General features: G+C 68.8%; 21 protein-coding genes. 13 read left to right on the top strand and 8 right to left on the bottom strand.

Annotated features, from left to right (window positions below):
* Nucleotides 1–19 precede the first annotated feature (19 nt).
* Nucleotides 20–616: a CBS domain-containing protein gene (locus P3X83_RS21590; RefSeq protein ID WP_277306968.1), complete on the bottom strand. Its 597-nt coding sequence runs from the start codon at nt 614–616 to the stop codon at nt 20–22.
* A gap of 786 nt (nt 617–1,402) precedes the next feature.
* On the opposite strand from P3X83_RS21590, the gene P3X83_RS21595 reads away from it, so the two are divergent.
* The 4 genes from P3X83_RS21595 to P3X83_RS21610 all read left to right on the top strand — a co-directional run bounded on the left by P3X83_RS21595 (nt 1,403) and on the right by P3X83_RS21610 (nt 6,935).
* Nucleotides 1,403–2,101 (top strand): CBS domain-containing protein, encoded by a 699-nt coding sequence (locus P3X83_RS21595; RefSeq protein ID WP_277306969.1) that lies wholly within the window; start codon nt 1,403–1,405, stop codon nt 2,099–2,101.
* A 149-nt stretch (nt 2,102–2,250) separates the two neighbouring features.
* Entirely contained in the window at nt 2,251–4,497 is a 2,247-nt protein-coding gene (gene pflB, locus P3X83_RS21600; RefSeq protein WP_277306970.1) for a formate C-acetyltransferase, read from the top strand.
* On the top strand, nt 4,494–5,264 hold the full coding sequence (pflA, locus tag P3X83_RS21605; protein ID WP_277306971.1) for a pyruvate formate-lyase-activating protein: 771 nt from the start codon (nt 4,494–4,496) through the stop codon (nt 5,262–5,264). The genes pflB and pflA overlap by 4 nt, the downstream gene beginning before the upstream one ends.
* 600 nt (nt 5,265–5,864) lie before the next feature.
* The gene (locus P3X83_RS21610) at nt 5,865–6,935 is read left to right on the top strand and encodes a nitroreductase family protein (protein ID WP_346742727.1); all 1,071 of its coding nucleotides are present in this window, start codon (nt 5,865–5,867) and stop codon (nt 6,933–6,935) included.
* 224 nt (nt 6,936–7,159) lie between these two features.
* On the opposite strand, the gene P3X83_RS21615 is transcribed toward P3X83_RS21610, so the two are convergent.
* The 3 genes from P3X83_RS21615 to P3X83_RS21625 form a co-directional block, all read right to left on the bottom strand.
* Nucleotides 7,160–8,104, bottom strand: a complete 945-nt coding sequence (locus P3X83_RS21615) for an HAD-IC family P-type ATPase (protein ID WP_346742731.1) — start codon at nt 8,102–8,104, stop codon at nt 7,160–7,162.
* Entirely contained in the window at nt 7,989–9,179 is a 1,191-nt protein-coding gene (locus P3X83_RS21620) for an HAD-IC family P-type ATPase (RefSeq protein WP_277306974.1), read from the bottom strand. Before P3X83_RS21620 ends, P3X83_RS21615 begins: the two co-directional genes overlap by 116 nt.
* A 124-nt stretch (nt 9,180–9,303) precedes the next feature.
* Nucleotides 9,304–9,540, bottom strand: coding sequence for a DUF2933 domain-containing protein (locus P3X83_RS21625; RefSeq protein WP_277306975.1), 237 nt, complete (start codon nt 9,538–9,540; stop codon nt 9,304–9,306).
* Nucleotides 9,541–10,043: 503 nt separating this feature from the next.
* Between P3X83_RS21625 and P3X83_RS21630 the strand changes: the two genes are divergently transcribed.
* On the top strand, nt 10,044–10,589 hold the full coding sequence (locus P3X83_RS21630) for a DUF305 domain-containing protein (RefSeq protein WP_277306976.1): 546 nt from the start codon (nt 10,044–10,046) through the stop codon (nt 10,587–10,589).
* A gap of 1 nt (nt 10,590) precedes the next feature.
* Here P3X83_RS21630 and P3X83_RS21635 read toward each other — a convergent pair whose 3' ends face one another.
* Nucleotides 10,591–10,716: a hypothetical protein gene (locus P3X83_RS21635; protein WP_277306977.1), complete on the bottom strand. Its 126-nt coding sequence runs from the start codon at nt 10,714–10,716 to the stop codon at nt 10,591–10,593.
* A gap of 294 nt (nt 10,717–11,010) precedes the next feature.
* On the opposite strand from P3X83_RS21635, the gene P3X83_RS21640 reads away from it, so the two are divergent.
* From P3X83_RS21640 to P3X83_RS21650, 3 genes are all read left to right on the top strand, one after another.
* Nucleotides 11,011–11,439 (top strand): hypothetical protein, encoded by a 429-nt coding sequence (locus P3X83_RS21640; RefSeq protein WP_277306978.1) that lies wholly within the window; start codon nt 11,011–11,013, stop codon nt 11,437–11,439.
* A 272-nt stretch (nt 11,440–11,711) separates the two neighbouring features.
* Nucleotides 11,712–12,704: a type I glyceraldehyde-3-phosphate dehydrogenase gene (gap, locus tag P3X83_RS21645; RefSeq protein WP_277306979.1), complete on the top strand. Its 993-nt coding sequence runs from the start codon at nt 11,712–11,714 to the stop codon at nt 12,702–12,704.
* A gap of 74 nt (nt 12,705–12,778) precedes the next feature.
* Nucleotides 12,779–13,465 (top strand): hypothetical protein, encoded by a 687-nt coding sequence (locus tag P3X83_RS21650; RefSeq protein ID WP_277306980.1) that lies wholly within the window; start codon nt 12,779–12,781, stop codon nt 13,463–13,465.
* A 151-nt stretch (nt 13,466–13,616) separates the two neighbouring features.
* Here the strand turns inward: P3X83_RS21650 and P3X83_RS21655 are convergent, their stop codons facing one another.
* On the bottom strand, nt 13,617–14,159 hold the full coding sequence (locus tag P3X83_RS21655) for a WS/DGAT domain-containing protein (RefSeq protein WP_346742728.1): 543 nt from the start codon (nt 14,157–14,159) through the stop codon (nt 13,617–13,619).
* On the opposite strand from P3X83_RS21655, the gene P3X83_RS43350 reads away from it, so the two are divergent.
* The 4 genes from P3X83_RS43350 (at nt 14,158) to P3X83_RS21675 (ending at nt 21,092) form a co-directional block, all read left to right on the top strand.
* A complete protein-coding gene (locus P3X83_RS43350) occupies nt 14,158–15,564 on the top strand; it encodes a DUF4389 domain-containing protein (RefSeq protein WP_346742729.1) in 1,407 nt (468 codons plus the stop codon). The genes P3X83_RS21655 and P3X83_RS43350 overlap by 2 nt on opposite strands.
* A 254-nt stretch (nt 15,565–15,818) precedes the next feature.
* Complete coding sequence (locus P3X83_RS21665; protein WP_277306982.1) at nt 15,819–16,712, top strand: ABC transporter ATP-binding protein; 894 nt, start codon at nt 15,819–15,821, stop codon at nt 16,710–16,712.
* Nucleotides 16,709–18,247 carry an ABC transporter permease gene (locus P3X83_RS21670; RefSeq protein ID WP_277306983.1) on the top strand — a complete coding sequence of 513 codons (1,539 nt, stop codon included), beginning with the start codon at nt 16,709–16,711 and terminating at the stop codon, nt 18,245–18,247. The genes P3X83_RS21665 and P3X83_RS21670 overlap by 4 nt, the downstream gene beginning before the upstream one ends.
* Before the next feature lie 178 nt (nt 18,248–18,425).
* Nucleotides 18,426–21,092, top strand: a complete 2,667-nt coding sequence (locus P3X83_RS21675) for a GNAT family N-acetyltransferase (protein WP_277306984.1) — start codon at nt 18,426–18,428, stop codon at nt 21,090–21,092.
* A gap of 18 nt (nt 21,093–21,110) precedes the next feature.
* Here P3X83_RS21675 and P3X83_RS21680 read toward each other — a convergent pair whose 3' ends face one another.
* Entirely contained in the window at nt 21,111–22,820 is a 1,710-nt protein-coding gene (locus P3X83_RS21680) for a GAF domain-containing protein (RefSeq protein WP_277306985.1), read from the bottom strand.
* Between the two features lie 252 nt (nt 22,821–23,072).
* Entirely contained in the window at nt 23,073–23,492 is a 420-nt protein-coding gene (locus tag P3X83_RS21685; protein WP_277306986.1) for an Hsp20/alpha crystallin family protein, read from the bottom strand.
* Nucleotides 23,493–24,750: 1,258 nt separating this feature from the next.
* On the opposite strand from P3X83_RS21685, the gene P3X83_RS21690 reads away from it, so the two are divergent.
* Nucleotides 24,751–25,130: hypothetical protein (locus P3X83_RS21690; protein ID WP_277306987.1), on the top strand; the 380-nt coding region annotated here is incomplete at its 3' end.

Raw genomic sequence — 25,130 nt, forward strand, 5'->3', positions numbered from 1 at the left:
CGTCATCGGGAATCGAAGATCAGCCGGTGTGTTCCACGCGCACGACGCCCGGCACGGTCTGGGTGAGAAGATCGGCGATGACGTCGACACGATCCGCGGCATGCCCGTGCAGGCGGGCGATGCCCTCCCGCACGTCGACCTGCCAGCCCGGCCCCGACGGATAGTGCTCACGCAGCACCGCCACCACGTCGTCGCGCAGTTCGTCATCGGAACGCGCCAGCATGCCCAGCACGTCGTGGCGGCTGACGATCCCGGCCACACGTTCGCCGCTGAGCACGGGGACGCTCTTGATCCGCTCAGTGATCATGATGTTGATGAGATCGACGATGTCCGTCGTCTCGATCACGGTCACCACATCACGGTTCATCACCTCCGCGACCCGCCGGGGTGGGCGCGTGCCGGCCGGATGTACCGGGACGGCGTGAGCGCGCGGGTCCGGCTCGAACTCGCCGCCGAGCAGGTCCAGTTCGCTGACGATACCGATCAGGTCACCGGCGTCGTTCACCACTGGCGCGGCAGTGATGCCGTGACGATAGAGCACCCGGACTGCATGGCGGATCGCGTCATCGCGGTGGAGCATGATGACCTGCGTGGTCATCACTTCACGAACCAGCATGTCCGGCCTCCCACGGCACAACGCCTTCGTCATCCTGGGAACTACCCACGTCCGCTGATCGCCGCCCCTGGCCGGACCCTCGTGACGGAGCGACGGCACGACGCGCGGTCGAGGTCGGCTCCTTCCATCTCGTCCAGAGGTGACCCCGTTCGGCGTCTGGGCGCTGGCCGGCGGCGCCATCCCGCTGGCGCTGAGTGTTCTCTAGATGTCTGCCCTCGCCTGGGTGGCGCCGGCCAATCCGCGTACGATGCGGAGCTCCGTGCGCAGCGGCGATCTTGTCGACAAGAAGCTGCTCGTCCGTGACCTCGTTGTCCTCGGTCCGGCACAGGCACTCGCCGAAATGGGGCACTTCTTGGCGTCCTGTCGCTGGTCGGCCGGCAGTTCGGCACCGCTCCCGGGCCTGCCCTGCTGGGGGCGGACCTCCGGGCGGCCTTCGCCTCCGTCGTTCTCGCCGTCGCGGCCATCGTCGCGGTGCTCGGTAGCACGTTGCCGCCCCCCTGGGATGGGCGCTGGCCGCTCTGGCGATCCCTCCGTCACGATCCGGGCGGATGCCATCCACACGGCGCTGACCTCCCCGAAGGGGCCAACGGTGACGGAATCACAGGTGTCCATTTCGAGGTAGAGGTTTCCTGCTCGTCTACGGGTTCTTCGAGCAACCGCGCTGGGGAACGATGACCGAACGGGTGAACAAATGGCCGGTCGGCCTGGGACCTTCGCCTCTACGTGGGTGTGCCTGTCCGAGATGTCATGGAGGTACCGGAACCGTCCACGCCGAAGGGGCAGCCCATGCGTACCCTGGTCAAGAACGTGATGACAGCCGACGTCGTCTCGGTGAGCGCCGGCACCAGGTTCAAGGACATCGCCGAGATTCTCGTGCGACACGGCATCAGTGCGGTTCCCGTGATCGATACCGACCGCCGTGTCATCGGCGTGATCTCCGAGGCCGATCTGCTGGTCAAGGAGGAGTTTCGCGAGCAGTACTACCGAGAGGGATATCAACCCCCGCTGCACGCGCGGCTCCGCCATCGCCTGTCGGCCGAGGGCTCCGTCCGCCGTAAGGCATCCGGCGACACCGCAGCGGAACTGATGACCTCACCCGCCCGCACCGTCAGCCCGCATGGCACCATCGCTCATGCCGCTCGGCTGATGGACGAGCACGGCGTGAAACGACTGGTCGTCGTGGACGCGGACGGGCGCCTGGCGGGGATTGTCAGCCGTCGCGACCTGCTCAAGGTGTTCGTCCGTGACGACGCGGCCATCGCCGACGAGATCCGCGGGGACATTCTCAAACAGATCCCGTGGGTGAACTCCTCCGGGGTCCGTATCGCCGTCCATAAGGGTGTGGTGACCCTGAGCGGATGGGTCGAATTGCGGAGTGACGCTCGGCTCGCCGTCCAGTTGACCCGGCAGGTCGCCGGCGTCGTCGATGTCATGGACGAACTGTTGTGGAAGGAGAACGACACCGCCGCCGTGACGGCCCGGTGAGCCGTCACCCTTACAGCGCGGGCCGGCCGCGGTGGCGCGGCGCGGGCAAGGGAGAGCCCTTGGTCCCGTACTTGGACGCCCTTCGGCCGCTGCCTGCGCCATCCGTACGAAGGACCCTGGGATCGAACATCAGACGCGAAGGGGGAACGATGACGGCCACGGCGACCGGGTTCGAGGCATGGCGCGGCTTTCTGGGCGACGACTGGCGAACGAAGGTGGACGTCCGTGACTTCATCCAGCGCAACCACGTTCCCTACACCGGTGATGAGCGCTTTCTTTCGGGGCCGACCGAGCGAACGCGTGCCGTGTGGGCGAGGGTGACGTCGCTCTTCCCCGAGGAGCGGCGGCGTGGCATCTACGACGTGGACACCGCCACCCCGTCGTCCATCACCGCACACGCGCCCGGCTACATCGACCCCGACCGGGAACTCATCGTCGGCCTGCAGACCGATGCCCCCTTGAAGCGGGCCATCATGCCCGCCGGTGGGCTGCGCATGGTGGAGACAGGGTTGGCAGCCTACGGTCACAAACTCGACCCGGCGGTCAAGGAGATCTTCACCAAGTACCGCAAGACCCACAATGACGCCGTGTTCGACGCCTACACCCCGGAGATCCGGCGCGCCCGCAAGGCCGGTGTGATCACCGGCCTGCCCGACTCCTACGGCCGGGGGCGGATCATCGGCGACTATCGCCGCGTCGCCTTGTACGGCGTGGACCGTCTCGTCCAGGCCAAGCACGCCGAGCTCCGCTCCCTGGACGACGCCGATGCCACTGACTCGGCGATCCGCGACCGGGAGGAACTGGCCGAGCAGATCAGGGCGCTGGGTGAGCTGAAGCGGATGGCCGCCTCCTATGGCCACGACATCTCCGGACCGGCCGCCACCGCCCAGGAGGCGGTCCAGTGGCTCTACCTCGCCTACCTGGCCGCGATCAAGGAGCAGAACGGCGCGGCCATGTCGCTCGGCCGTACCTCGACCTTCCTCGACATCTACCTCGAACGTGACATCGCCGAAGGCCGGATCACCGAGGAACGGGCGCAGGAGCTCATCGACGACTTCGTGATCAAGCTGCGCATCGTGCGTTTCCTGCGCACGCCGGAGTACGACCAGCTCTTCTCGGGTGACCCCACCTGGGTGACCGAGTCGATCGGCGGTATCGGGACCGACGGCCGCCCGCTGGTGTCCCGGACCAGCTTCCGCTACCTGCAGACCCTGCGCAATCTCGGCCCCGCCCCCGAACCGAACCTGACCGTCTTGTGGTCCCCCCGCCTGCCAGAGCCGTTCAAGCGGTACTGCGCGACGCTGTCGATAGAGACCAGCTCGATCCAGTATGAGAGCGACGATCTGATGCGTCCACGCTTCGGCGATGACACCGCCATCGCCTGCTGCGTGTCGGCGGCTCCCGTCGGAAGGCAGATGCAGTTCTTCGGCGCCCGTGTCAACCTGGCCAAGACCCTGCTGTACGCGATCAACGGCGGGCGCGACGAGGTGACCGGCGATCAGGTCGGCCCGGCCCACCCACCGCTGAGCGGCGATGTCCTCGACTACGACGAGGTCGCCGCCGCCTTCGATCGAATGCTGGAATGGCTCGCGCGGACCTACGTCAACGCGCTCAACATCATCCACTACATGCACGACAAGTACGCTTATGAGCGCATCGAGATGGCGCTGCACGACTACCCGGTCAAGCGCACGCTGGCCTGCGGCATCGCGGGCCTGTCCGTGGCCGCCGACAGTCTGTCGGCCATCAGGCACGCCAAGGTGCTGGTGATCCGCGACGAAAGCGGCCTGGCCGTCGACTATATGGTCGAGGGCGACTTCCCCACCTACGGCAACAACGACGACCGCGCCGACGCCATCGCCGTCGAGCTGGTCCGGTCGTTCATGTCCAAGATCCGCAAGCATCCCGCCTACCGCGATGCCGAGCACACGCAGTCGGTGCTCACGATCACCTCCAACGTGGTGTACGGCAAGCACACCGGAAACACCCCCGACGGCCGCCGCGCGGGCGAGCCGTTCGCTCCGGGCGCCAACCCGATGAACGGCCGCGACCGGCATGGCCTCGTCGCCTCCGCCCTGTCCGTCGCCAAACTCCCTTATGACCAGGCTCTGGACGGGATTTCCCTGACCAGCACCACCACGCCCGACGGCCTCGGCCGTACCCCCGAGGAACGAACGGCCAACCTGGTCGGGGTGCTGGACGGCTACTTCGACGCGGCCGGCTTCCACATGAACGTCAACGTGCTCGACCGAGCCGTCCTGCTGGACGCCATGGAGCACCCCGACCGCTACCCGCAACTGACCATCCGCGTCTCCGGCTACGCCGTCAACTTCGTCCGCCTCACCCCCGAGCAACAGCGCGACGTCGTCAACCGCACATTCCACGGCTCGCGATGAGCACCACCCGGCCCCTCGTCCGGTGCCCACGACGGGCGCCGGACGAGGGCGTCATCAGCTCATGGGACCTGTCCATCGGCGTGGACGGCCCCGGCACCCGGTTCGTGATCTTCACCGCCGGCTGCCCGCTGCGCTGCCTGTACTGCCAGAACCCGGAGACCTGGCGGATGCGCGACGGCCGCCGGATCACCGCCGATGCGGTCATGAACGAGATCGACCGCTACCGGCGCTTCATCTCGGTCACCCGCGGTGGCATCACCATCAGCGGCGGTGAGCCGCTCCTGCAACCGCGTTTCACCGCCGAAGTCCTGCGCCGCTGTCATGACACCGGCCTGCACACCGCCCTGGACACCTCCGGCCTGCTGGGCGCGAACGCCACCGACGCCATGCTCGCCGACACCGACCTCGTGCTGCTCGACATCAAGTCCTTCGACCCGGCCGTCTATCGGCACCTCACCGGCGGCCCGCTCCAACCGACGCTCCGCTTCGCCCGTCGCCTCGCCGACCTCGGAACGCCGGTCTGGATCCGGTTCGTGGTCGTGCCCGGCCTCACCGACGCCCCCGACGATGTCGACGGCCTCGCACGCTTCGTCTCCACCCTGGCCAACGTCGAACGCGTCGACATCCTGCCCTTCCACCGCATGGCCATGGGCAAGTACCAGCGGCTGGGGCTGCGCTTTCCGCTCGCCGACGTCGCACCGCCCTGCGAGGTACTGCTGAATCGCATCCACGCCCAGTTCCGTGCCCACGGAGTTGTCACCGCCTGATCACGCGCAGAAAAACGCCTTCAAACACTCCAGGACATGGATATGCGCTGAAAGTGGCAGCGACGAGTTGCCGTCTGATGTCGGCGGCACCAATCTGACCAGCACAGAACATTCGCGATGGAGCGGTGCTGGATCAACGTGAAGACGGTGAGTAGCCGACGGATTCGGACAGTGTCACGGGGCAAAACGCCGGTTCGCCGGTGGTCGGGTTGCGTCTGATCAGCAGCCATTGATACCTGCGGCCCTCACCTCCGTTGACCCGCGCCCAGGCACGGGTGTACCAACGCGGTAGCGGTGCCAGTGCCGACCGGACACCCGAGGTGAGACCATGGCCGTGTCCATCTGGACGCGTGGCCCCTCAGGCCGATCTGAAAAGGCCCAGCCATGCCCGGACCTAACTCGAACGAGTACATCATCCGCACACTAGGCATCGCACTGATCGTCGCTATTGGGTTCATCGTCGGCTTGGTCGGCGGTATTTTTCCTTCGCCGACGGTAGCGCGGTTCCTGATTCGATAGTCCGAGGCGGTGTCACCTTCGCTGGCACCGTGACGCTCGGATCCTCACAGGCCTGTTCGCGCTGCGGCACCGCGACATCGGATGAGTGTGCCTTCGCCACTCGAATGGCGAAAGTCCCGAAGCCACGAGTCGTCCGGCTCTGCCGTCGCGCCGTCGTGCGCGGAAAACTGGAGCCGGACGACCAGGAGGTGGGCCATGCGTTCATCGTCGGCCACCGAAGCTCAGGTGCGGCGGTTGCTGACCGCCGCCGGCCAAGCACCGTCGGTGCACAACACCCAGCCGTGGCGCTTCGACGTGCTGCACGGGGAGCTGCTGTCGCTGTCAGCCGATCTCGACCGGCGACTGCCGGTGAGTGACCCGCGGGGCCGGTCGATGCATGTGAGCTGCGGGGCCGCCCTCCTCAACCTACGACTCGCCGCCCGCACAGCGGGGGCGCGGCCGGCTCTGCGGCTGCTGCCCGAATCCGAGGACGATCCGTATCTGCTGGCCGTTGTCCACTTGGCGAAGCGGGAACCCGCCGGGCGGCGTACCCGCGAGCTGTACGACCTGATACCGCTGCGGCACACCTGCCGGGAACCGTTCGATGAGCGGCGCCTGCCGTCGGAGGTCATGGCCGCGCTGCGCACGGCAGCCTCCCGGGAGGGCGCGACTCTGATCTTCCTGGGCAGGCACGCCGCGGCGCAGACCCTTGAACAGGTGGCGATCGCCGAGGAGGAACTGGCGGCCGACCTCGACTATCGGGCCGAACTGGCGGCCTGGACGATGCGCAGGGCCCGATACGACGGTGTACCCCTCGCCTCGCACGGGCCGCGCCCGCTCACCGATCCCCCGCCGATCCGCGATTACGGAGCGCACGACCACAGCATGGCCTTCGAGGCACGGCCGCAGCTCGCGGTACTGACCACGCCCGGAAACCGGCCACTGGACTGGCTGGTGGCCGGCCAGGCGCTGCAGCGCACACTACTCACCGCGGCCCGGTACGGCGTCTCGGCATCATTCCTCAACCAGCCCTTGGATCTGCGCGACATGCGCCGCCGCACCGATCCCCACCACCGGCGCGGCCACCCACAAATGATCATCCGGCTGGGTTACGGCCCCCAGGTCACCGCCACGCCACGCCGCCCGGTAGGTGATCTGCGTCTTCCCACATGAACCATACCCATCTGACGCCAGACCCGCCTTGCTCACGCCTCCTGCCGTCGCGGCCACCTCGCCCGCCTGCGCAGGAGCCGAGCACAGCACAGCTGAACCGCTCGTCGCGGCTTGCTTGAGCCGTGTGCCGCGACGAGTGGCACGCACCGTTCTGAGGGGGCCCCGGTGCGGCAATGCACCGGGGCTACCCTGCGAGCGGAGGGCCGGTCTGGCTCGTCCGCTGGTCACTGCCTGTCAGTATGGCGATCAGCGGCCGGATCGGCCGGGAGCTGTGGCGTGGGATGCGGGGCCGGCGGGGTGAAGCGGCGTAGCCGGTTGGCGTTGCCGACGACCGACAGTGAGGATGCGGCCATCGCGGCGGCGGCGATGACGGGTGACAGCCGTAGTCCCAGGAGCGGGTACAGGACGCCGGCCGCGATGGGGATGCCGATCATGTCGTAGACGAAGGCCAGGAACAGGTTCTGCCGGATGTTGCGCATCGTGGCCCGTGACAGCCGTACCGCGGTCACCACGCCGGACAGGGCGCCGGAGATGAGCGTGATGTCGGATGCCTCGATGGCCACGTCGGTGCCGGTGCCGATGGCGAAGCCGATGTCGGCCTGCGCCAGCGCCGGGGCGTCGTTGAGGCCGTCGCCGACCATGCCCACCTTCTTGCCCTGCTCCTGGAGGCGGGCTATCTCGGCCGCCTTGCGATCGGGCAGCACCTCGGCGAGCACGGCGGTGATGCCGACCTGGCGGGCGATGGCCTCGGCGGTGCGCCGGTTGTCCCCGGTGATCATCGCGACGTGCAGGCCGAGCCGCTGGAGCGCGGCGACGGCGGCCGCCGAGTCGTCCTTGACGGTGTCGGCCACGCCGAGCAGGCCGGCGGGCCGGCCGTCCACGGCGACGAGGATCGGAGTGCGGCCGCCGCGGGCCAGCCGCTCGGCGGCCGGGGCGAGTACGCTGGCGTCGATGCCGTGGACGGCCAGCAGGCGGGGGCCGCCGACCAGCACGTGGCAGCCGTCCACCGTGGCACTGATGCCCTGTCCGGTGACCGATTCGAAGTCGGCGGGGTCATCGAGCGACAGGCCGCGTCCGGTGGCCGCGTCCACTATCGCGCGTGCGAGGGGATGTTCCGAGACGCGTTCGGCCGTGGCGGCCAGGCGTAGCAGTTCCTGCGCCGTCCAGATGCCGTGTGGGTCGGCCTGTGGGTGGGTGTCGTGAAGGCGCCCTCTGGTTCACCGTGGCGCCCACCACCTCATCCCCAGGCCCCTTGTCGACCGGGATGGACTCGCCGGTGACCATCGACTCGTCCAGTGTCGAGCGGCCGGTCAGGATCACCCCGTCGACCGGGACCTTCTCGCCCGGCCGCACGACCACCACGTCCCCGGGCAGCACCTGGTCGATGCCGATCTCGGCCTCGCCGCCCTCACGGCGGACCCGGGCGGTGCGCGCCTGCAGGCCGATCAGCTTGCGGATGGCTTCGCCGGTGCCCGCCCTGGCCCTCGTCTCCAGCAGCCGGCCGAGCAGGATCAGCGTGAGAATGACCCCGACCGCCTCGAAGTAGACCTCGCGCGCCTGCTCGGGCAGCACGCCCGGCGCGAGGGTGACCAGCAGGCTGTAGCCGTAGGCGGCGCTCGTGCCAAGCGTGATCAGGCTGTTCATCTCCGCCGAGCGGTGGCGCAGGGCCAGCCAGCCCACCGTGTGGATCGGCCATCCGGTGTAGAACATCACCGGCGTGATCAGGACGAGCTGCGTCCAGCGGTTCAGCAGCAGGGCCGGCAGCCAGGTCGCGCCGAAGACCTCGTGCGCCATGACGGCGAAGGCCACCGGTAGGGTGAGCACCGCGCCGGCCAGCACGCGCCGGGACAGGTCACCGATCTCGGCACGCCGCTCGGCAGCCTCGGTGTCTGGCGGCTCGTGCCCAGGCGGGGAAACCGCCGAGACAGGCGGCGGGGCCGGCTCGGGCACGCGGGACGGCGCTTGTGGCGACTGGGGTGGCGTGGGCGAGCGGCTGTCGTCCGGTTCGACGATCAACCGGCCGTGCACCATATTCTCACCGCAGGAGAAGCGGTACTCCCCGGCCTGCCGGGGATCCAGCTCCACGACGCTCCTGGCGAAGGCGGGCAGCGACCGGCTGATGCCGAAGTCGGGGAAGACCACCCGGGAGGTGCACTCGCCGCTCTCGCGCCGGTCGAAGACCAGCCGCAGCCGGATGCCCTGCCGCACCCGGATCGCCTCCGGACTGTAGCCGCCACGCACCACGATCTCGGCTTCCTGCCCCCCTCATGCAGTTGCGCCAGACGGCTGGCCCGCGGCCCGAAGAAATACCAGGCCAGGAAGACCAGTAGCGCTCCGCACAGCAGGACGACGACCCAGTCGAGCGCGGTCATGAGACACCGATCCGGACACCGCGATCCCCGCCGCCGTCCTGATCTTCATGGTCCACCCCGCGCCGGCCGGTGGTGTCGTGCCCGCCCAGGCCGCGCATCATCATGAGCATCACCAGAGGGCAGGCCAGTCCCGCGCGCACGAGCAGGACCGTGCTCGCGGAAGTCCCTGCCGCGAGCGCTACCAGCGCCACCACCGCGGCGACACCCGCCGGCACCAAGTGTTGTCTGATCATGGCCCCTCCCTGAGGATGACCGGGAAGACGGTCAAGCCCTGCCCTGTCCCCCGGGGCGCGCCGGCGCCGTCACCCGGCCAGGTGTTTCCTACCCGTGACCAGTACAATCACCAGCATGCCACTACACCCCAAGGGGGGATGAAAGTGGCCCCGCGCAGAAACAACGAAAGCTCCTCACCCACGCCTTGATCCGCGATCACAACGCCCGCCCGAAGCTTGACGTGGGCCACCAAGCGGCGGCGTGCCGGGCGCCCGCATGCAGCGAGTAGGCCCGACCTGCCGGCCGGCCGCTCTGAGCAGCGGTTACCGTAGAAGGTGTCGAATCGGCGTGAGGGGGACGCATGAAGCGACACGTCATGAAGGCTGCGATGGCCGCCGGAGCATTCCTGGCCGCCATCACCGCAGGTTCGGGAGCCACCGCGGCGGCCACGGCCTCTCCGCCGGTCCCGCCCCCGAGTCCTTCTCCCACAGGTGCGCAGCCGACGTGCCCGGGCATGGGGCAGATGCATCCCGTCACCAGTGAGTACGACTACCTGTCGCAGATGGTGCCGCACCACCAGGACGCCATCACCGCGGCCCGGCAGTTGCAGCGGTCCAGCAGGCCCGAGATGCAGCAACTCGGGCGGTCGATCGTCACGACGCAGACCGCCGAGGTAGCCGAGATGAAAGGCCGGCTGGAAAAGTGGTACCCGCAGAGCCCTGCGCCGAGCCCGAGCGGAACCACGATGCCCGACCTGTCAGAGCTTTCCGGAGATCAGCTCGACAAGACGTTCCTGCAGCACATGATCCCGCACCACATGATGGCGATCATGATGTCACAGCAACTCCTCATGCACGGCCAGGCACCGCATCCCGAGGTCACGGCCTTCGCCCGCAAGGTACGCGACGACCAGTGGGCAGAAGTCCGCGCGATGCGGCAGTATCTGGCCCAGTGGTTCGGGCAGCAGAACATGCCCTGTATCCCGCGAGTGCCCGGCATGACGCCAGGGCCGCATTCGGGTGCACCCGGCGGGCCGACGCCCACGGAGCCGTCACCGGCGGGCACCTGATTCAGTCGTCAACGCCCAGGACGCGATAGACGCTGACCGGGGAGGGGTTGCGGTACACGCCCTGCAACGGGCCGGCCAACAACTCCAGTTGGATGTCGGCCCGGCGTAGCTTCTCGGCGATGGTCAACAGCTCCGCCGCGCCCCAGGCACTTCATCTCATGCACCGTGGCCGGGGGCCTCGCGCGCTGGCCCCTCAGCCAGTGGGAGCATAGGTGGCTGCACGTCGCCCGGCGAGCGATCGCCAGCGACTACCTCGTCCATCATGGGCGACCCGGCTCACCGGACGGTTGTCGGTCCGGCCCTACTGTGCATCCCTGTCGTTCGGCCGTCTGTAGGGCGACCTTCGCCTCTCCCTCGTGGCCGGCGGCGGTGTCAGCGTGAAGGGGAAGCCACCAAGGGGTGGCGAGGGAGGTGCCTTGCGATGAGGCTCACCTGGAAGGACGCGGTCACGACCGTCACGATGGCCGTGATCACCGCGCTGTACGTGGCCTATGTGCAGGGAGTGGACGTGCTGTTCATCTCCGGCGCGCGCTGGACCGCGGGCGCGATTCTGCTCCTCGGCGCCGCCGGCGGCTGCGCGATGGGGTCGGCCGACGAGCTGTACCAGGGTCCGCGCACGGCGGCGGTCCGGACGTACACCGCGATCATCAGCGTGGTCGGCGCCACGGCGCTGGTCGCGGCATTGGTCGCGCTCATCACCGGAAACGCGATCGCCCTGGCGATCCTGTTCTACGGCGTGGCCGCGATGTGGCTCATGGCCACGGTCCGGCACGCGCTGCCCGGTCCCACTGACTTCAGCGGACGCGACCACCACGAGGTCATCGGCCCGGAGGAGGTGAGGAGGCACTGAGGCACCCATCGGGCGGAGACGGCGGAGACCCCTCATGACATCGGACCCGGCCAGGCCCTCCCTGGCCGGGTCCGATTTCGCGTTCGGCGGGCGAAGGCTCCCGCTGCCATCCGCTGCCATGCAGTCCAGGCTCCACCTCGGCGGTCGATGCGGACAGGTGCGGAGGTCCCCGAACGATGGAGTCGAGCGGGACACCCCGACAGGACCTTCGGCCCTGCCCGTTCCCGCATACCGGCGCGACCATCAAGGTGACGTCTAGAGGAGGAGCGATCATGAAGATCGGGATCAACGGTTTCGGGCGGATCGGGCGTGCCGTACTGCGCTGCGGACTGCCCACGGGGCTGGACATCGTCGCGATCAATGACGTGGCCGACGTCGCCGCGCTGGGACACCTGCTCAAGCACGACTCCACGTACGGAGTTTTCGGCTCCTCCGTTGTGGCGTCGTCGGACACCCTCGACGTGGACGGGCGCTTGATCGCGGTCACCGCCCACCGCGATCCCGCCGACATCGATTGGGCGGCTCACGGCGTCGATCTCGTGCTGGAGTGCTCTGGTCGGTTCCGCAGCAGGGACGACGCCGCCAGGCATCTCAAGGGCGGGGCGCGCAAGGTGCTCATCTCCGCGCCCGGCAAGGGCGTGGACGCGACGATCGTGCCGGGGGTCAACGACGGCGTCTACGACGCCGGACGCCACGACATCGTCTCGCTGGCGTCCTGCACGACCAACTGCGTCGCGCCGATGGCCAAGGTGCTGCACCGGTCCTTCGGCATCGTCAAGGGCATCATGACCACGGTCCACGCCTACACGGGTGACCAGCGGCTGCTGGACACGCCGCACAAGGATCCCCGCCGGGCCCGCTCGGCCGCGGTCAACATCGTTCCCACCACCACGGGCGCGGCCAGGGCTGTCGGCGTGGTCCTGCCCGAGCTCACGGGCAGGCTCGACGGCGTCGCGCTGCGAGTACCGGTGGAGGACGGTTCCCTCACCGACCTCGCGGTGGTGCTGAGGCGGCCGGTCACCCGCGAGGAGATCAACCTGGCGTTCGCCGAGGCCGCGGCGGACGAACTGCGCGGCATCCTGCGTTACAGCACCGATCCGCTGGTGTCACGGGACGTCATCGGCGACCCCGCGTCGTGCGTGTTCGACGCGCCGCTCACCCTGGCGGACGGCGAACTCGTCAAGGTGTTCGGCTGGTATGACAACGAATGGGGCTACGCCAACCGGCTCGCCGAGATGGCGGCGGTGATGGCGGCCGTCGCGTAACCGGCCCGCACCTCCGCTGTGGTTCCGCCGATGATTCGCGAACGATTGGATACGGACTCGTCAGGGAGCGAAAGATGCGGTGGCATGAGATGTCCCGGAAACGCCGTGCGGTGCTGCTCACCCTGGCGTCGGCCGAGATCGCGCTGACGGCGACCGCCGCCGCCGACCTCTGGGCCCGCCCGCAGCGGGAGGTGCGCGGCCCCAAGGTCGCGTGGTGGCCGTTCATCTTCGTTCAGCCCGTCGGAGCGCCGTGCTACCTGCTGTGGGGGCGTCGCTCCGGCGGTAGAGGGGCGTTTCTGCGCCGGCTGTACCGGGGCGGACGGCCGAACCGGCTGGCCCGCGCCATGAACCGTTGCTGGGCCGTGGTGCAGGGCAGCGGCCTGCTGTTGCCCAGCCGGTTGGTCACCCTGGAAGTCCCGAGCCGCACGTCCGGACGCGTGCTGTCGCTACCTCTGGTGCTCGCCGACCACGACGGAAAGCGCTATGCGGTCTCCATGCTCGGCCCGGACGCCGGCTGGGTGCACAACGTCCGCGCCGCGGGCGGCAGAGTGACGCTGCGCCACGGCCGACGCGAAGCGGTACGACTGGTCGAGGTCGATCCGGCTGAGCGCGCCCCCGTGATACGCCGCTACCTGGCGGTCGCTCCCGGCGGCCGCCCGCACATCCCTGTGGATCGCAGGGCACCGCTGTCGGAGTTCGAACGAATCGCGGCGAGCCTCCCCGTCTTCCGCGTCGAGGATCTCCCCTCGGGCGCGACCTGAGCACCGGCGACCTGCGCGGTGAGCGCGGTCATCGCATCCCGGGCGCCGACCGCGAACGCGGGAAGCGCAGCGAGTTCGAAAGCCGCGTTGACCGTCATGCTCAGCGTGCCCGCGTAGGACAGCACCGCCACCGCCAATGGCACGCCGTTCATTAGCGGGGGATCGGATAGGCGCTGACCAGCCGGGCCCCGTCCAGCCATAGCGGCGTGAGCGGTCCGGGGACATTGGTCACGTACGCGTTGACCCGCTCGGTGCCGTGGCGTCGCAGCCAATGCATGAACAGGCGCAGCGTCAGCGCAGGGAACAGGGCGGAGGGCCGACCGGGTCGTGTGCCCTGGCCGCCTTGGCGGCGCTCGTCTGCGCGGCGGCCGTCCACGACGGCGGGGAAGGGCAGCGGCGGCACCTGCTCGCCGATCGCCTGAGAGATGGTGGACAGTCCGCTCGATGTCGAAGTCGCCGTCGTCCACCCACAGCGGAGGTCCCTGCCCGATGCCGGTGCGCCGCGTGGGACCGCTGGTGGGCGACGGCCGACACCGGCCCGGACAGGCGCAGCGAGGCGTGAGATCCGGCTTTCCCGGGACGGATGACGGTCCATCGGCCCTGCGGAGCGAGACCTTCGGCCCGTAGGCCCACGAGACCGATCCTGATGCGCTGTCAATAACGTCAATCTTCCCTCCGGAGGTGGTCGGACCATGAGCACCCCACCGCCCTACCCGCTGCGAATCCGGGCCAGGCTCGACGAACCGCTCAACCGATGGCTCTGGCTGGTCAAGTGGCTGCTCGCGATTCCGCACTACATCGTGCTCGCCCTGTTGTGGGCCGCGTTCACCGTGCTCAGCGTGGTCGCGTTCGTCGGCATCCTGTTCACCGGCCGCTACCCGCGGGCGATCTTCGAGTTCAACGTCGGCGTACTGAGGTGGACCTGGCGCGTGGCCTTCTACAGCTTCTGCGCGCTGGGCACCGACCGCTATCCGCCCTTCACGCTCGGACCCGCCCCGGACTACCCCGCCACCCTGGAGATCGACTACCCCGAACGGCTCTCCCGAGGGCTCGTGCTGGTGAAGTGGTGGCTCCTTGCCATCCCGCATTACCTGGTCGTCGGCATCCTCACCAGCGGCAGCGTCATCGGGATCTACACACTGAACTGGGGCGGCCTCATCGGCCTTCTGGTGCTCGTCGCCGCCGTGACCCTGCTGTTCACCGGCCGATACCCCACTGGGCTCTTCGACTTGGTGATAGGCCTGAACCGATGGACGCTGCGGGTCACGGCCTACGCCACGCTTATGACGGACCGGTACCCGCCCTTCCGCCTCGACAGCGGACCCGCCGAGCCGTCGGCACGTTCGGACGAGGCCGGTGCCGCGACGGTGGCGCCCTCGCCCTACGGGTGGACCGTCGGCCCGGTCATCGCCGTCGTCGCCGGTGCCGTGCTGGCACTCGGCGGCCTGAGCGCGGCGGCCGGCGGCGTGGGCGCGTTCATGCTGACCCAGGCACGGGGAATCGAAGGTTTCCTCAGCACCGACACCGAGCGCCTGACCACCTCCGGCTACGCGCTCGTGACCGAGGAGATCGAGGTGGCGGGCAGAGGCGTGGGCCTGCTGCGGGACACGCTCGGTACCGTGCGCGTGGAGGTCGGCGGCTCGGCCACCCCGCTGTTCGTCGGAATCGCCAGGCGCGCCGACGCCGAGGCGTACTTGCGTGGCATCGCCCACGACGAGGTGACCCATCTCGCCTTCTTCCCCGGCGTGGACGACATCAGCCTCCTGCGGCATGCCGGTACCGCTCCCACGTCGGCACCTGGAGCGCTGCCGATCTGGGCCGCCAAGGCGACCGGGACGGGCGTCCAGACGCTCACGTGGGACGTACGGCCGGGCGACTGGCAGATCGTCGTGATGAACGCGGACGCGACCGCGCCGGTCTCCACCGACCTGCGGCTGGGCGCACGGCTTCCGATGCTGGAGGGCCTGGCCACCGGCCTGTACATCGCTGCCGCCGTTCTCGTTCTCGCCGGGGCCGCCCTCATGGCCGTCGGCATCCGAGCGACCACCCGGGAACACGGCCGAGCGAAGGCCTCTTCGGACCGGGACCTTCGGCCCTGACGCGTGATCTCAGAGGGCCGCCGCCGGGCCGAGCACCTGGTGTGATCTCCACGTGCCTGGCGGCCGTCATGCTGACCGCCATGGGTGTTCTGATCCAGGCCGGCAGCCCGGTCCCCACCCGACGAGCCGCACCTGACTCCCCGGTGCTCCCCCGTCGCACAGCCTGATTTAGAACCGAAAGCCCCTGCCATTCGGCCCTGCACAGCTCTCCTCGGCAGCGGGACGTTGAAGTAGAGCCTGAGCGAGGAGCTGAGATGTCAGCGATTGTCGTGAAGGGACTGCGTAAGGACTACGGCGAGTTGCGCGCGGTCGACGACGTGAGCTTCACCATCGAGCACGGCGAGGTCTTCGCCCTGCTCGGTCCCAATGGCGCCGGGAAGACCACAACGGTCGAGATCTTGGAGGGGCACCGGGCACGCGACGGCGGGTCGGTGTCGGTCCTAGGCATGGACCCCGCCACGGGCGGTCGGCCCTACCGGGAACGCATCGGAATCGTGCTTCAGGAGGCCGGTTTCGAGGACGAGTTCTCCGCGTTCGAGCTGGTACGCCTGTACGCCGGTTTCTACCCCCATCCGCGGATCCCGGACGAGGTGATCGAGCAGGTCGGCCTGAAGGACAAACGTGACGCCAAGGTGCACACCCTGTCCGGCGGACAGCGTCGCCGCCTGGACCTCGCGCTAGGCCTCGTCGGACGGCCGGAACTCCTCTTTCTGGACGAGCCGACGACCGGATTCGACCCATCGGCCAGACATAAGGCTTGGGAGCTGATCGAAGCGCTGCGCGCGACCGGTACGACGATCCTGCTCACCACCCACTACATGGACGAGGCACAGCACCTGGCCGACCGCGCGGCGGTCCTGCGCCGAGGGCGGTTGGTGGCCATCGGCTCGCCCGACACGCTCGGCGGCCTCCAGCGGGACAGCGTGCTGTCCTTCCGGCTGCCGACCGGCATCGCACTGTCCGACCTGCCCACCCTGACCGGCTCGGCCGAGGTACACGGCACCGCCGTGCGGATTCACACCGGACAGGCCACACAGGACATGCACGTCCTGACGGAGTGGGCGCTGAGACGCGGCTTGGAACTGACCGGGCTGACGCTCAGCCGTCCCACTCTGGAGGACGTATACCTGAGGCTGGCGGCGTCATGATCGCGAGGCTGATCCGGCACGGAGTGACCTCGTTCTTTCGCAGCCCTGTCGCGACGATCTTCACCGTGGCGATGCCGCTGCTCATGATGGTGATCGTCGGGATGGCGGTCGGCGACCAGGTGACGGACCCGGCCACCGGCGCACACGTCATGCAGTCCGTCGTGCCGATGATGACGGCCTTCGGTGTGGCCCAGGGCTGTTTCGGAGCGCTGGCCATCTACCTCGCCCGCCTCCGCGACCGGGGCTGGCTCAAACGCCTGCGCGGCACGCCGGTCCCGGCCTGGGCCGTGCTGCTCGGCCTGGCCGGTTCGGTGCTGGTGATCGCGCTGATCACGGCAGCCGTCCTGATCGGCGCCGGACTGGTCTTCTACGATCTCCAGATCGTCTGGCGAACGACTCCGGCCCTGCTACTGACCCTGTGCGTGGGCACGCTGGCCTTCACCGCCCTCGGCTTCGCCCTGGTGGCCCTGGTACGCGATGCCGCCGCCGTACAGTTGACCGGCACCGGGCTGCTCCTCGCTCTGGCATTCCTCTCCGACATCATCCTCGTCGGCGGCAGGCCGCCCTTGTGGCTGGACAGGATCGGCTGGTTCTTTCCGCTACGCCACCTGGCGCACGCGGTCCGTGACTGCTTCAACCCCTACCTGACCGGATCCGGCTTCGCCGGTGACCACCTCGCCGTAATCGTCGCTTGGGGAGTCGTCGGCGCGCTGATCGCCCTCTGGCGCTTCCGCTGGGAACCCGCCCACGCGCGCGCCGGGGCTGTTCACCGTACCCGCGGCCGAGCGCCCGGCCGTTCCCCGCTGCTCGGCCAGGTCGGGCACACGCTGGCCAGAAGCCGCCGCGACCTGTCGGCGGCCTTCTTTACCGTGGCCCTGCCGGTGCTGCTGTTGACGCTTATTTCACTGATCTTTCCGGGTGCCCGCGTGGGCGGCACGCCACTGCCGGTCTTCATCCTCGCGGCCATGATGACGTACACGGTAGGCTCCGCCTGCTATGTCAACGTGGCGGAATGGATGGCCGCCGACCGGGAGAAGGGCGTGCTCAAGCGCCTGGCGGGTACGCCGCTGCCACGGTGGATGTACCACGTCGGCCTCGCCGTGACCGCTATGGTTCTCACCCTGGTGACCTGGCTGGCATTGGGACTCATCGCGCAGTTCGGATACGGTGCGGCGATACCCCCGGCCGCCTTCCCCATCATGCTCACCGCCCTCGTACTGGGCGGCGCCTGCTTCGCCCTGCTGGGAGCGGTAGTGGCCACGCTGGTGTCCAGACAGCAGACCGCCGGCGCCGTCACCCTGGGCACATTCCTGCCGCTCGCCTTCATCTCGGACGTCTTCCTCACGGGCGGCCCGCTGCCCACGTTCCTTCAGACGGCCGGCGACATCTTCCCGCTCAAGCACCTGTCGCACGCGCTGCTGGCGTCACTCAACGGACGTCCCTCCCCTTGGCCCGACCTCACCGTGATCGCCGCCTGGGCCGCGGCCGGCGCACTGACCCTCGCCCTCCTCCGCCGCCAGAAGAAGCGGGCATGATCGGGGCGGTATGCGTCAGGAGCGGCACCGAGGACCTTGGCCCAAGCCGACTAAGGGGACCTTCGCCACCCCGGAGAGGGACGTCAGGCACTGCGTCCAATGGAGGCGGGTGGGGCACAGTTGGGTCATGGGCGGTTAGCGTGCCCGCACCACGCCGGAGTGAACTGGAGATCCACGCATGAATCCCGAGCCTTCGACGACCGCCGAGTACCCTGCCGCCGAGTATGACGTCCTGCTCAGGGACGGAAGCATCGCGCATGTGCGGCCGCTCGATCCCACCGACCGCCCGGCTCTGCACGAGCTGGTCGAACGATCCTCCGACCGCTCGGCTTACCTGCGGTTCTTCACCGGCGGAACGGCCACCGCGCACGCCTATATGGACCGCGTCACCAAGCCGGAGCAGCGCGGCCGGGCACTGGTGGCCACCGTACGGGACCGGCTGGTCGCCATCGCCGAGTACTTTCCCGATGGTGAGGGCACCGCGGATCTCGGCATTCTGATCGATGACGCGATACACGGCCAAGGGCTCGGCACTCTGCTGCTCGAACACCTGGCCGCCGATGCCGCCGAGAACGACGTGCGGGAGCTGACCGCCGAGGTCCTCGCCACGAACCACGCGATGCTCAAGGTACTCGACGATCTCGGCCTGGAGGTTTGGCGGAGTTCCACCGCCGGTACCGTGCGGATCCGCGTGCCGCTCGCCCCTACGCCCCGGCTGCGCGCGATGATCGCGGCGCGCGACCACGAGGCCGAACGCGCGTCGCTGGCGCGCATCATGAATCCACGCTCGGTGGCGGTGATCGGCGCGGGCCGGGCGCCGGGCGGAGTCGGGCACCGGGTACTGCGCAATCTCATGGACGGAGGCTTCGCGGGCCCCATTTACCCGGTCAACCCCCGTGCGGCACAGGTCGCCGGCCTGACCGCCCATCCCTCCATGTCGGCCGTACCCGGCCAGGTGGACCTGGCCGTCGTCGCCGTTCCCGCCGCGCAGGTGCTCGACGTGGCCAAGGAGTGCGCGGAAGCCGGCGTGGCCGGGCTGGTGGTGCTGTCCGCCGGCTTCGCGGAGATCGGCCGGCCGGACGCCGAAGGGGAGCTGCTACGGCTGTGCCGCAGTGCGGGCATGCGCCTGGTGGGCCCCAACTGCCTGGGTGTTCTCAACAACGCGGAGAACCTCAACGCCACTTTCCTGTCCGGCTCGCCGGCCAAGGGTGGAATCGCGGTACTGTCGCAGTCCGGCGCCGTGGCGGCGGCGATGATCGACCGGCTCGGCGCCACCGGTCTGGGCGTCTCGTCCTTCGTCTCCGTCGGGAACAAGGCCGATGTCAGTGGCAACGACCTGCTCGAATATTGGGAGGACGACCCCGCCACCGACGTCATCGCCCTGTACCTGGAGTCTTTCGGCAACCCCCGCAAGTTCGCCCGCATCGCTCACCGGGTCGCCGCGCGTAAGCCGATTCTGCTGGTCAAGAGCGGAAGAACCGGAGCCGGTGACCGCGCCGTGCGCTCCCACACCGCGGCCGCGGCCACCCCGGACGTCGCAGTGGACGCCCTGGTAGAAGCGAGCGGAGTGATCCGGCTGGACAGCGTCACTCAACAGCTCGACTTGGCCCGTCTGTTCGCCACCCAGCCGCTTCCCGCGGGATCCCGGGTGGCGATCGTCGGAAACTCCGGCGGCATCCAGGCCATGGCCGCCGATGCGTGCGAACGCCGGGGGCTGGCCGTACCGGAACTGCCGCGTGAGCTGTTCGGCGACGACATCCGCCCATCGGCGGCGCTGGGCAACCCCGTCGATCTCACCGCCGAGGCGACCGCGGAGGAGATCGGCGCCGCGGTCGAAGCGGTGCTGGGCCATCCGGGGGTCGACACGGTTCTCGTCGTCTACACCCCGCCGTTCGGTTCCGGGGCCGAACTTACCAAGCGGGCCATCGCCGACGCCACCCGCTCGACCGGCAAGACTGTGCTGGCATGCGTGGTCGGCCACGACGATGTCATCGACGGGCGTATACCCGCCTACGCCTTCCCCGAGCAGGCTGTGGACGCCCTCGCCCGAGCCGTCGCCTACGCCGGTTGGCGTGCGCGCCCCGCCGAGCCTGACCACCACATGGTCTCCGTGGACCGGCGCACCGCCCGCGAGATCGTCCTGGAGGAACTCTCCGCCCACCCAGAGGGGCGGTGGCTGCCCGCCGACGTCACGTCCCGTCTGCTCGGCTGCTACGGCATCACCCTGACACCGACCATCCCGGTGGGCGGCGCCCGGGAAGCCGAACGTGCCACCGAGGAGACCGGCCTGCCGGCCGTACTCAAGGCCACCGGGCCGGACCTCGTCCACAAGAGCGACATCGGCGCCGTCCACCTGAACCTCGCCACCGCGAAAGAGGTCGGGCGGTGCTACCGGGAGCTCTCCGCCGCCCTGGGAGAACGGATGACCGGGGCGATCGTGCAGCGGATGCTCCCCGACGGCGTCGAACTGATCGTCGGCGGCGTCAACTACCCGGCCTTCGGCCCACTGGTCATGGCCGGCATGGGCGGCGTCACCGCCGACCTGCTCGCCGACCGCGCCTTCCGGGTGCCGCCGCTCAGCCTCTCCGCCGCTACGCAGATGCTGGACGCCCTGCGCTGCCGGCCGCTCCTGTACGGCTATCGCGGCAGCCGCCCTGTGCACGTGCGCGCGCTGGCCGACCAGATCGTCCGCGTCGGCCACCTGCTTGAGGATCTCCCCCAGGTGGCGGAGCTGGATCTGAATCCCGTCATCGCCACCCCTACCGGTGCCACCACCGTGGACGCCCGCGTTCGCCTGGCGCCATGCCGGCCGACGGTGTCGCCGCTGCGCCGCCATCTGCGCTGATCGCGGTCTCTCCGGCTGTCAGGGGCCGTGGTCGAGAGGGACGCTCCAACGCAGCAGGGTGCCGCCGCTTTCCCGTGCGGACACCTCACACGTTCCGCCCAATGCGGCCGCGCGTTCCTCCAGGTTCCGCAGCCCACTGCGCCGACCGCCGTCACCCGGCCCGACCCCGTCGTCCTCGACGAGAAGGGTGAGTGCGCCGACGTCCGCCCGCACCGTCACATCCACTCGGGCGGCTTTGGCATGTCGTACCGCGTTGGACAGAGCCTCGCGTAACACCGCGGCCAAGTGCTCGGCGACCGGCGGCGGCACGCGGTTGTCGAGCTGGCCCTCCATGGCTAGTCCCGGCATGAACCCCAGATGCGCCTTTGCTCCCTCGACAAGCTCGACGATCTGCGCCCGCAGGCTCGGCGCGTCCACTTCTCCACGGGGCTGCAATGCGAAGATCGTGGACCGGATCTGCCGGATCGTCTCGTCCAGCTCGTCGATCGCACTCTGCAACCGCGAGGACGCCTCCGGCCGCTCCACCAGCCGCACCGCGCTCATCAGCGTCATCGCCACCGCGAACAACCGCTGGATCACCACGTCGTGCAGGTCCTTGGCGATCCGGTCACGATCCTCCAGCAGGCCGAGCCGCTCGGCGTCATCACGCCGTTCGGCGACTTCGAGAGCGATCGCCGCCTGCCCCGCGAACGCATGCAGCATGCTCACCTCACCTGGGTTGAACGGGATGCGCCCGGACCGTTTGGCCAGCGTCAGAATGCCGCGGACCCCGCCGGGCGCGCCCAGCGGAATCGCCGCCACTGGTCCCAGCCCCAGATCGGTCGGGAACACCGTGACCACTCCGCTTTCTCCCAGATCGGCCAGCAAGCGCGGCTCGCCGTCGACGAAGGCCTGCCCACCCACCGAACCGTGCATCAGGGTGTGCGCCCCGACCACGCGCTCTGCGTGCGTTCCGTCGGCGAGCGCCACCCGCAGGTTCTCCCGAGCGTCGTCGGGCAGGCTGATCGCCGCCATGTCGGCGCCCGACATCTCTCGCGCCCGCCGCGCCACCACCCGCAGCACCTGGTCAGGATCGTCGCCGGACAACAGGCTGGTGGTGACCTCCGAGGAGGCCCGCAGCCAGGTCTCCCGCCGCCGGGTCTCCTCGTACAGACGGGCGTTCTCGATCGCCACACCGGCGGCGGAGGCCAACGCGATGACGATGGCCTGGTCTTCTTCGTCGAACTCCCCGCCACCGCGCTTCTCGGTCAGGTACAGATTGCCGAACACCTCATCACGTACCCGGACCGGTACTCCGAGGAAGGAGCCCATCGGCGGATGACCAGGCGGGAAACCGTAGGACTCCGGGTGATCGGAGATGTGCGCCATCCGCAGCGGCTGCGGTTCCTTGATCAGCAGACCGAGCAGGCCCAGCCCGTGCGGCCAGTGCTCGATCCTGGCGATCTCCTCCTCGCTCAGCCCCACCGGAATGAACTGGACCAGCGAATTCTCCTGCCCGATCACGCCCAGCGCGCCATAGGAGGCGTCCACCAGCGTGGTCGCGGTCTGCACGATCCGCCGCAGCACCGTCTCCAGGTCCAGGTCGCTGCCGACCGACACCACGGCGTCCAGCAGGGCGTGCACTCGGTCACGGGTCTCAAGCACGGCCTGCAAGCGCGCCTGAAGCTCTGACAGCAGGTCGTCCAACCGCATTCCGGGCAGCAGCGAACGCGCCTTCTCCTCGGCCATGCTCCGAAGTCTGCCATCGGGCGTTGCCGTCGCCTAGAGGATCTTGCGGAATCACCCGACGTCGCGATGGCGAAGTGCGGCCAAGCCCACCGCGATGAACAATGCGGCCGCCGTCGCAAGCGCAAGACCGGAGCTCGGGGAACAGCGAAACCATCAGTGCCGCGGAGCCCGACCCGAACAGCGCCCGCAGCCCGGAACCCACGCGCCCGCTCTCACGAGCGGGCCCGTCGGTGCTCGGCGCCTACTCGGGTGCTACTCGGACGCCGTCGTGGCGATGGGGATGCGCTTGCCCGCCTGCTTGTCGTCGGCGAGCCTGACGCTGATGGTGAGGATCCCGTTGTGGTGAGTGGCCGTGATGTCGTCCTCATCCGCGTGCGGCGGCAGGGCGATGGAGCGCGTCAGCGAGCCGTACCTGAACTCGCTGCGGTGCGTCTCCTTCTCCTCGTGGTGCCGTTCCGCGTGGAGGGTCAGAACGCCGCCGGCCACGGTCAGTTCGATGTCACCGGGGTCGGTTCCCGGCAACTCGGCGAGCAGGATGTACCGGCCATCCTTGATGTAGTCCTCGAACCGGATGGGATGTCCCAGGCCGGGCCGCAGTCCGGCGAACGGGGCCTCCAGGAGGTCGAAGATCTCCGGGAGCAGCCCGCGGTCCCTGCGTGTGATGGTGCTCATCGTCTCGCCTCCAACGTTGGGCGGGTTCTCGCATTTCCATCCCACCTCTGGCAGCCCCCACGGGGCAGGGGCGAAGGTCCCGTCGAGCGCCGCCGTTCGTCAGCGCGTGTTCCCAGGCGACCGCAGCACCTTGCACGCGGTATCAGCCAGCACCATGATCGGAATCGCCAGGGGTTGGCGCGCCAGGGCACCCTGCCGATCCAGCGGGACTCGCTGCGGCAGGCGTAGGCGATCGCGAACTGGCCGAACACGACGGCGGGCGAAGGCGGTTCCGGAGGCGGCGGCGAGCAGGCCGGGATCCGGCCACCACGTGCCCCCGGCCCCGCAGTGCGTGCGATGCGCAGCTTGTCCTCTGGCCACCACCACACCGTCACAGTCCAGCGGTTCCCCCAGGGTGGCGTCCTCGGCGGGCAGCTCGACGCCCGTGACGACGAGCCGATCCGGCCCGAGCAGACCGACTTCGGCCGCGATCGCTCGCGCGGTACGCGGATGGTCACCGGCTCCGAACGGCTCCGGACAAGTACGTTCTGGACTGCAATGCCAAATATTACATTTTCCCGATAGAACTGCCGAGATTAACGCGACCATCTCAACGCGGCGAAGGTCAGCGGACAGTATATCGGCCGGCGCCAGTCTCAACAATCACAGGCAGCCGAAAATATGATCCATCAACGCTCATGCGCAAAGAATGAGCGGATTTGCATCAACGTGACTGATTTAGCTTGGCTTTTATATATGGCACTTCGCTCTTTGCTCAGCCAGCGCTAGCCTGAAGGGGAGCACATTGCGATCGTCGCGAGTGGATATCACGGCTCCTGCGTTCGGAACGCGATTCGTGGAAGGACTGATGGTCCCCGCTCGACTGGTCGATCCACTGTCTCTGTACGGCCATCGATCGCCAACGAAGCCTGCGAAGGGGTGCCGTTCATAGGTCCGAAGGGCCATCGCCGCAACCCCCTTAGCGAGGCAGGGAGGAGCCGCCATAAGAAACGCGCGCATATAGCGCAGGCCATATCCAATGACGCCTGCTCTGGCGTGCACACAACCAGCACGTGGACAACGACCCGGCCTAGGAGCATATCGTCTCACCGGTCGGCGGTTTAGTTGCGCTCAACACCCCCGCCGACTGAAGTGGAATCCGTATAGACCTACAGACGAACAGGGGCATCTCATGGGATGGAACCGGTATCCCCTGCGGGGCAAGTCAGAGGCCTCGCCCGCATGCGGACTCGCGGCTGTTTCGCGTATTCCGCAGAGCATGGAGAACTGGCGGATCACACCCGACGGCGCCGTAGAGGCGACGTTCTGGTACGAGGGCAAAGAGTGGACTCCTTATCAGCTTGCCCCTCCCGGAAGCGCATCACCTCAGGGCGGTCTCGCGGTCGTTTCGCGTATCCCACAGAGCATGGAACTGTGGTGGCCCACCACCGACGGCGCCGTAGAAGCCGCCTACTGGTACGAAGGCAAAGAATGGAGCCGCTACCAGATCGCCCCTCCCGGAAGCGCATCACCACAAGGCGGCATCAGCGCAGTCTCCCGCATCCCACAAAGCATGGAACTATGGTGGCCCACCACCGACGGCGCCGTAGAAGCCGCCTACTGGTACGAAGGCAAAGAATGGAGCCGCTACCAGATCGC

It is taken from the genome of Spongiactinospora sp. TRM90649 (assembly GCF_029382225.1).
Taxonomy (GTDB): Bacteria; Actinomycetota; Actinomycetes; order Streptosporangiales; family Streptosporangiaceae; genus Spongiactinospora.

Excerpts from the sequence above, each read along its gene's own strand:
- P3X83_RS21630 (WP_277306976.1), top strand. The coding sequence starts at position 10,044 with ATGCATCCCGTCACCAGTGAGTACGACTACCTGTCGCAGATGGTGCCG.
- P3X83_RS43350 (WP_346742729.1), top strand. The coding sequence starts at position 14,158 with ATGAGCACCCCACCGCCCTACCCGCTGCGAATCCGGGCCAGGCTCGAC.
- P3X83_RS21680 (WP_277306985.1), bottom strand. The coding sequence starts at position 22,820 with ATGGCCGAGGAGAAGGCGCGTTCGCTGCTGCCCGGAATGCGGTTGGAC.
- P3X83_RS21625 (WP_277306975.1), bottom strand. The coding sequence starts at position 9,540 with ATGATCAGACAACACTTGGTGCCGGCGGGTGTCGCCGCGGTGGTGGCG.
- P3X83_RS21595 (WP_277306969.1), top strand. The coding sequence starts at position 1,403 with ATGCGTACCCTGGTCAAGAACGTGATGACAGCCGACGTCGTCTCGGTG.
- P3X83_RS21650 (WP_277306980.1), top strand. The coding sequence starts at position 12,779 with ATGCGGTGGCATGAGATGTCCCGGAAACGCCGTGCGGTGCTGCTCACC.
- P3X83_RS21665 (WP_277306982.1), top strand. The coding sequence starts at position 15,819 with ATGTCAGCGATTGTCGTGAAGGGACTGCGTAAGGACTACGGCGAGTTG.
- P3X83_RS21685 (WP_277306986.1), bottom strand. The coding sequence starts at position 23,492 with ATGAGCACCATCACACGCAGGGACCGCGGGCTGCTCCCGGAGATCTTC.
- P3X83_RS21640 (WP_277306978.1), top strand. The coding sequence starts at position 11,011 with ATGAGGCTCACCTGGAAGGACGCGGTCACGACCGTCACGATGGCCGTG.
- P3X83_RS21590 (WP_277306968.1), bottom strand. The coding sequence starts at position 616 with ATGCTGGTTCGTGAAGTGATGACCACGCAGGTCATCATGCTCCACCGC.
- pflA (WP_277306971.1), top strand. The coding sequence starts at position 4,494 with ATGAGCACCACCCGGCCCCTCGTCCGGTGCCCACGACGGGCGCCGGAC.
- P3X83_RS21655 (WP_346742728.1), bottom strand. The coding sequence starts at position 14,159 with ATGGTCCGACCACCTCCGGAGGGAAGATTGACGTTATTGACAGCGCAT.
- P3X83_RS21675 (WP_277306984.1), top strand. The coding sequence starts at position 18,426 with ATGAATCCCGAGCCTTCGACGACCGCCGAGTACCCTGCCGCCGAGTAT.
- P3X83_RS21610 (WP_346742727.1), top strand. The coding sequence starts at position 5,865 with ATGAGTGTGCCTTCGCCACTCGAATGGCGAAAGTCCCGAAGCCACGAG.
- P3X83_RS21670 (WP_277306983.1), top strand. The coding sequence starts at position 16,709 with ATGATCGCGAGGCTGATCCGGCACGGAGTGACCTCGTTCTTTCGCAGC.
- gap (WP_277306979.1), top strand. The coding sequence starts at position 11,712 with ATGAAGATCGGGATCAACGGTTTCGGGCGGATCGGGCGTGCCGTACTG.
- pflB (WP_277306970.1), top strand. The coding sequence starts at position 2,251 with ATGACGGCCACGGCGACCGGGTTCGAGGCATGGCGCGGCTTTCTGGGC.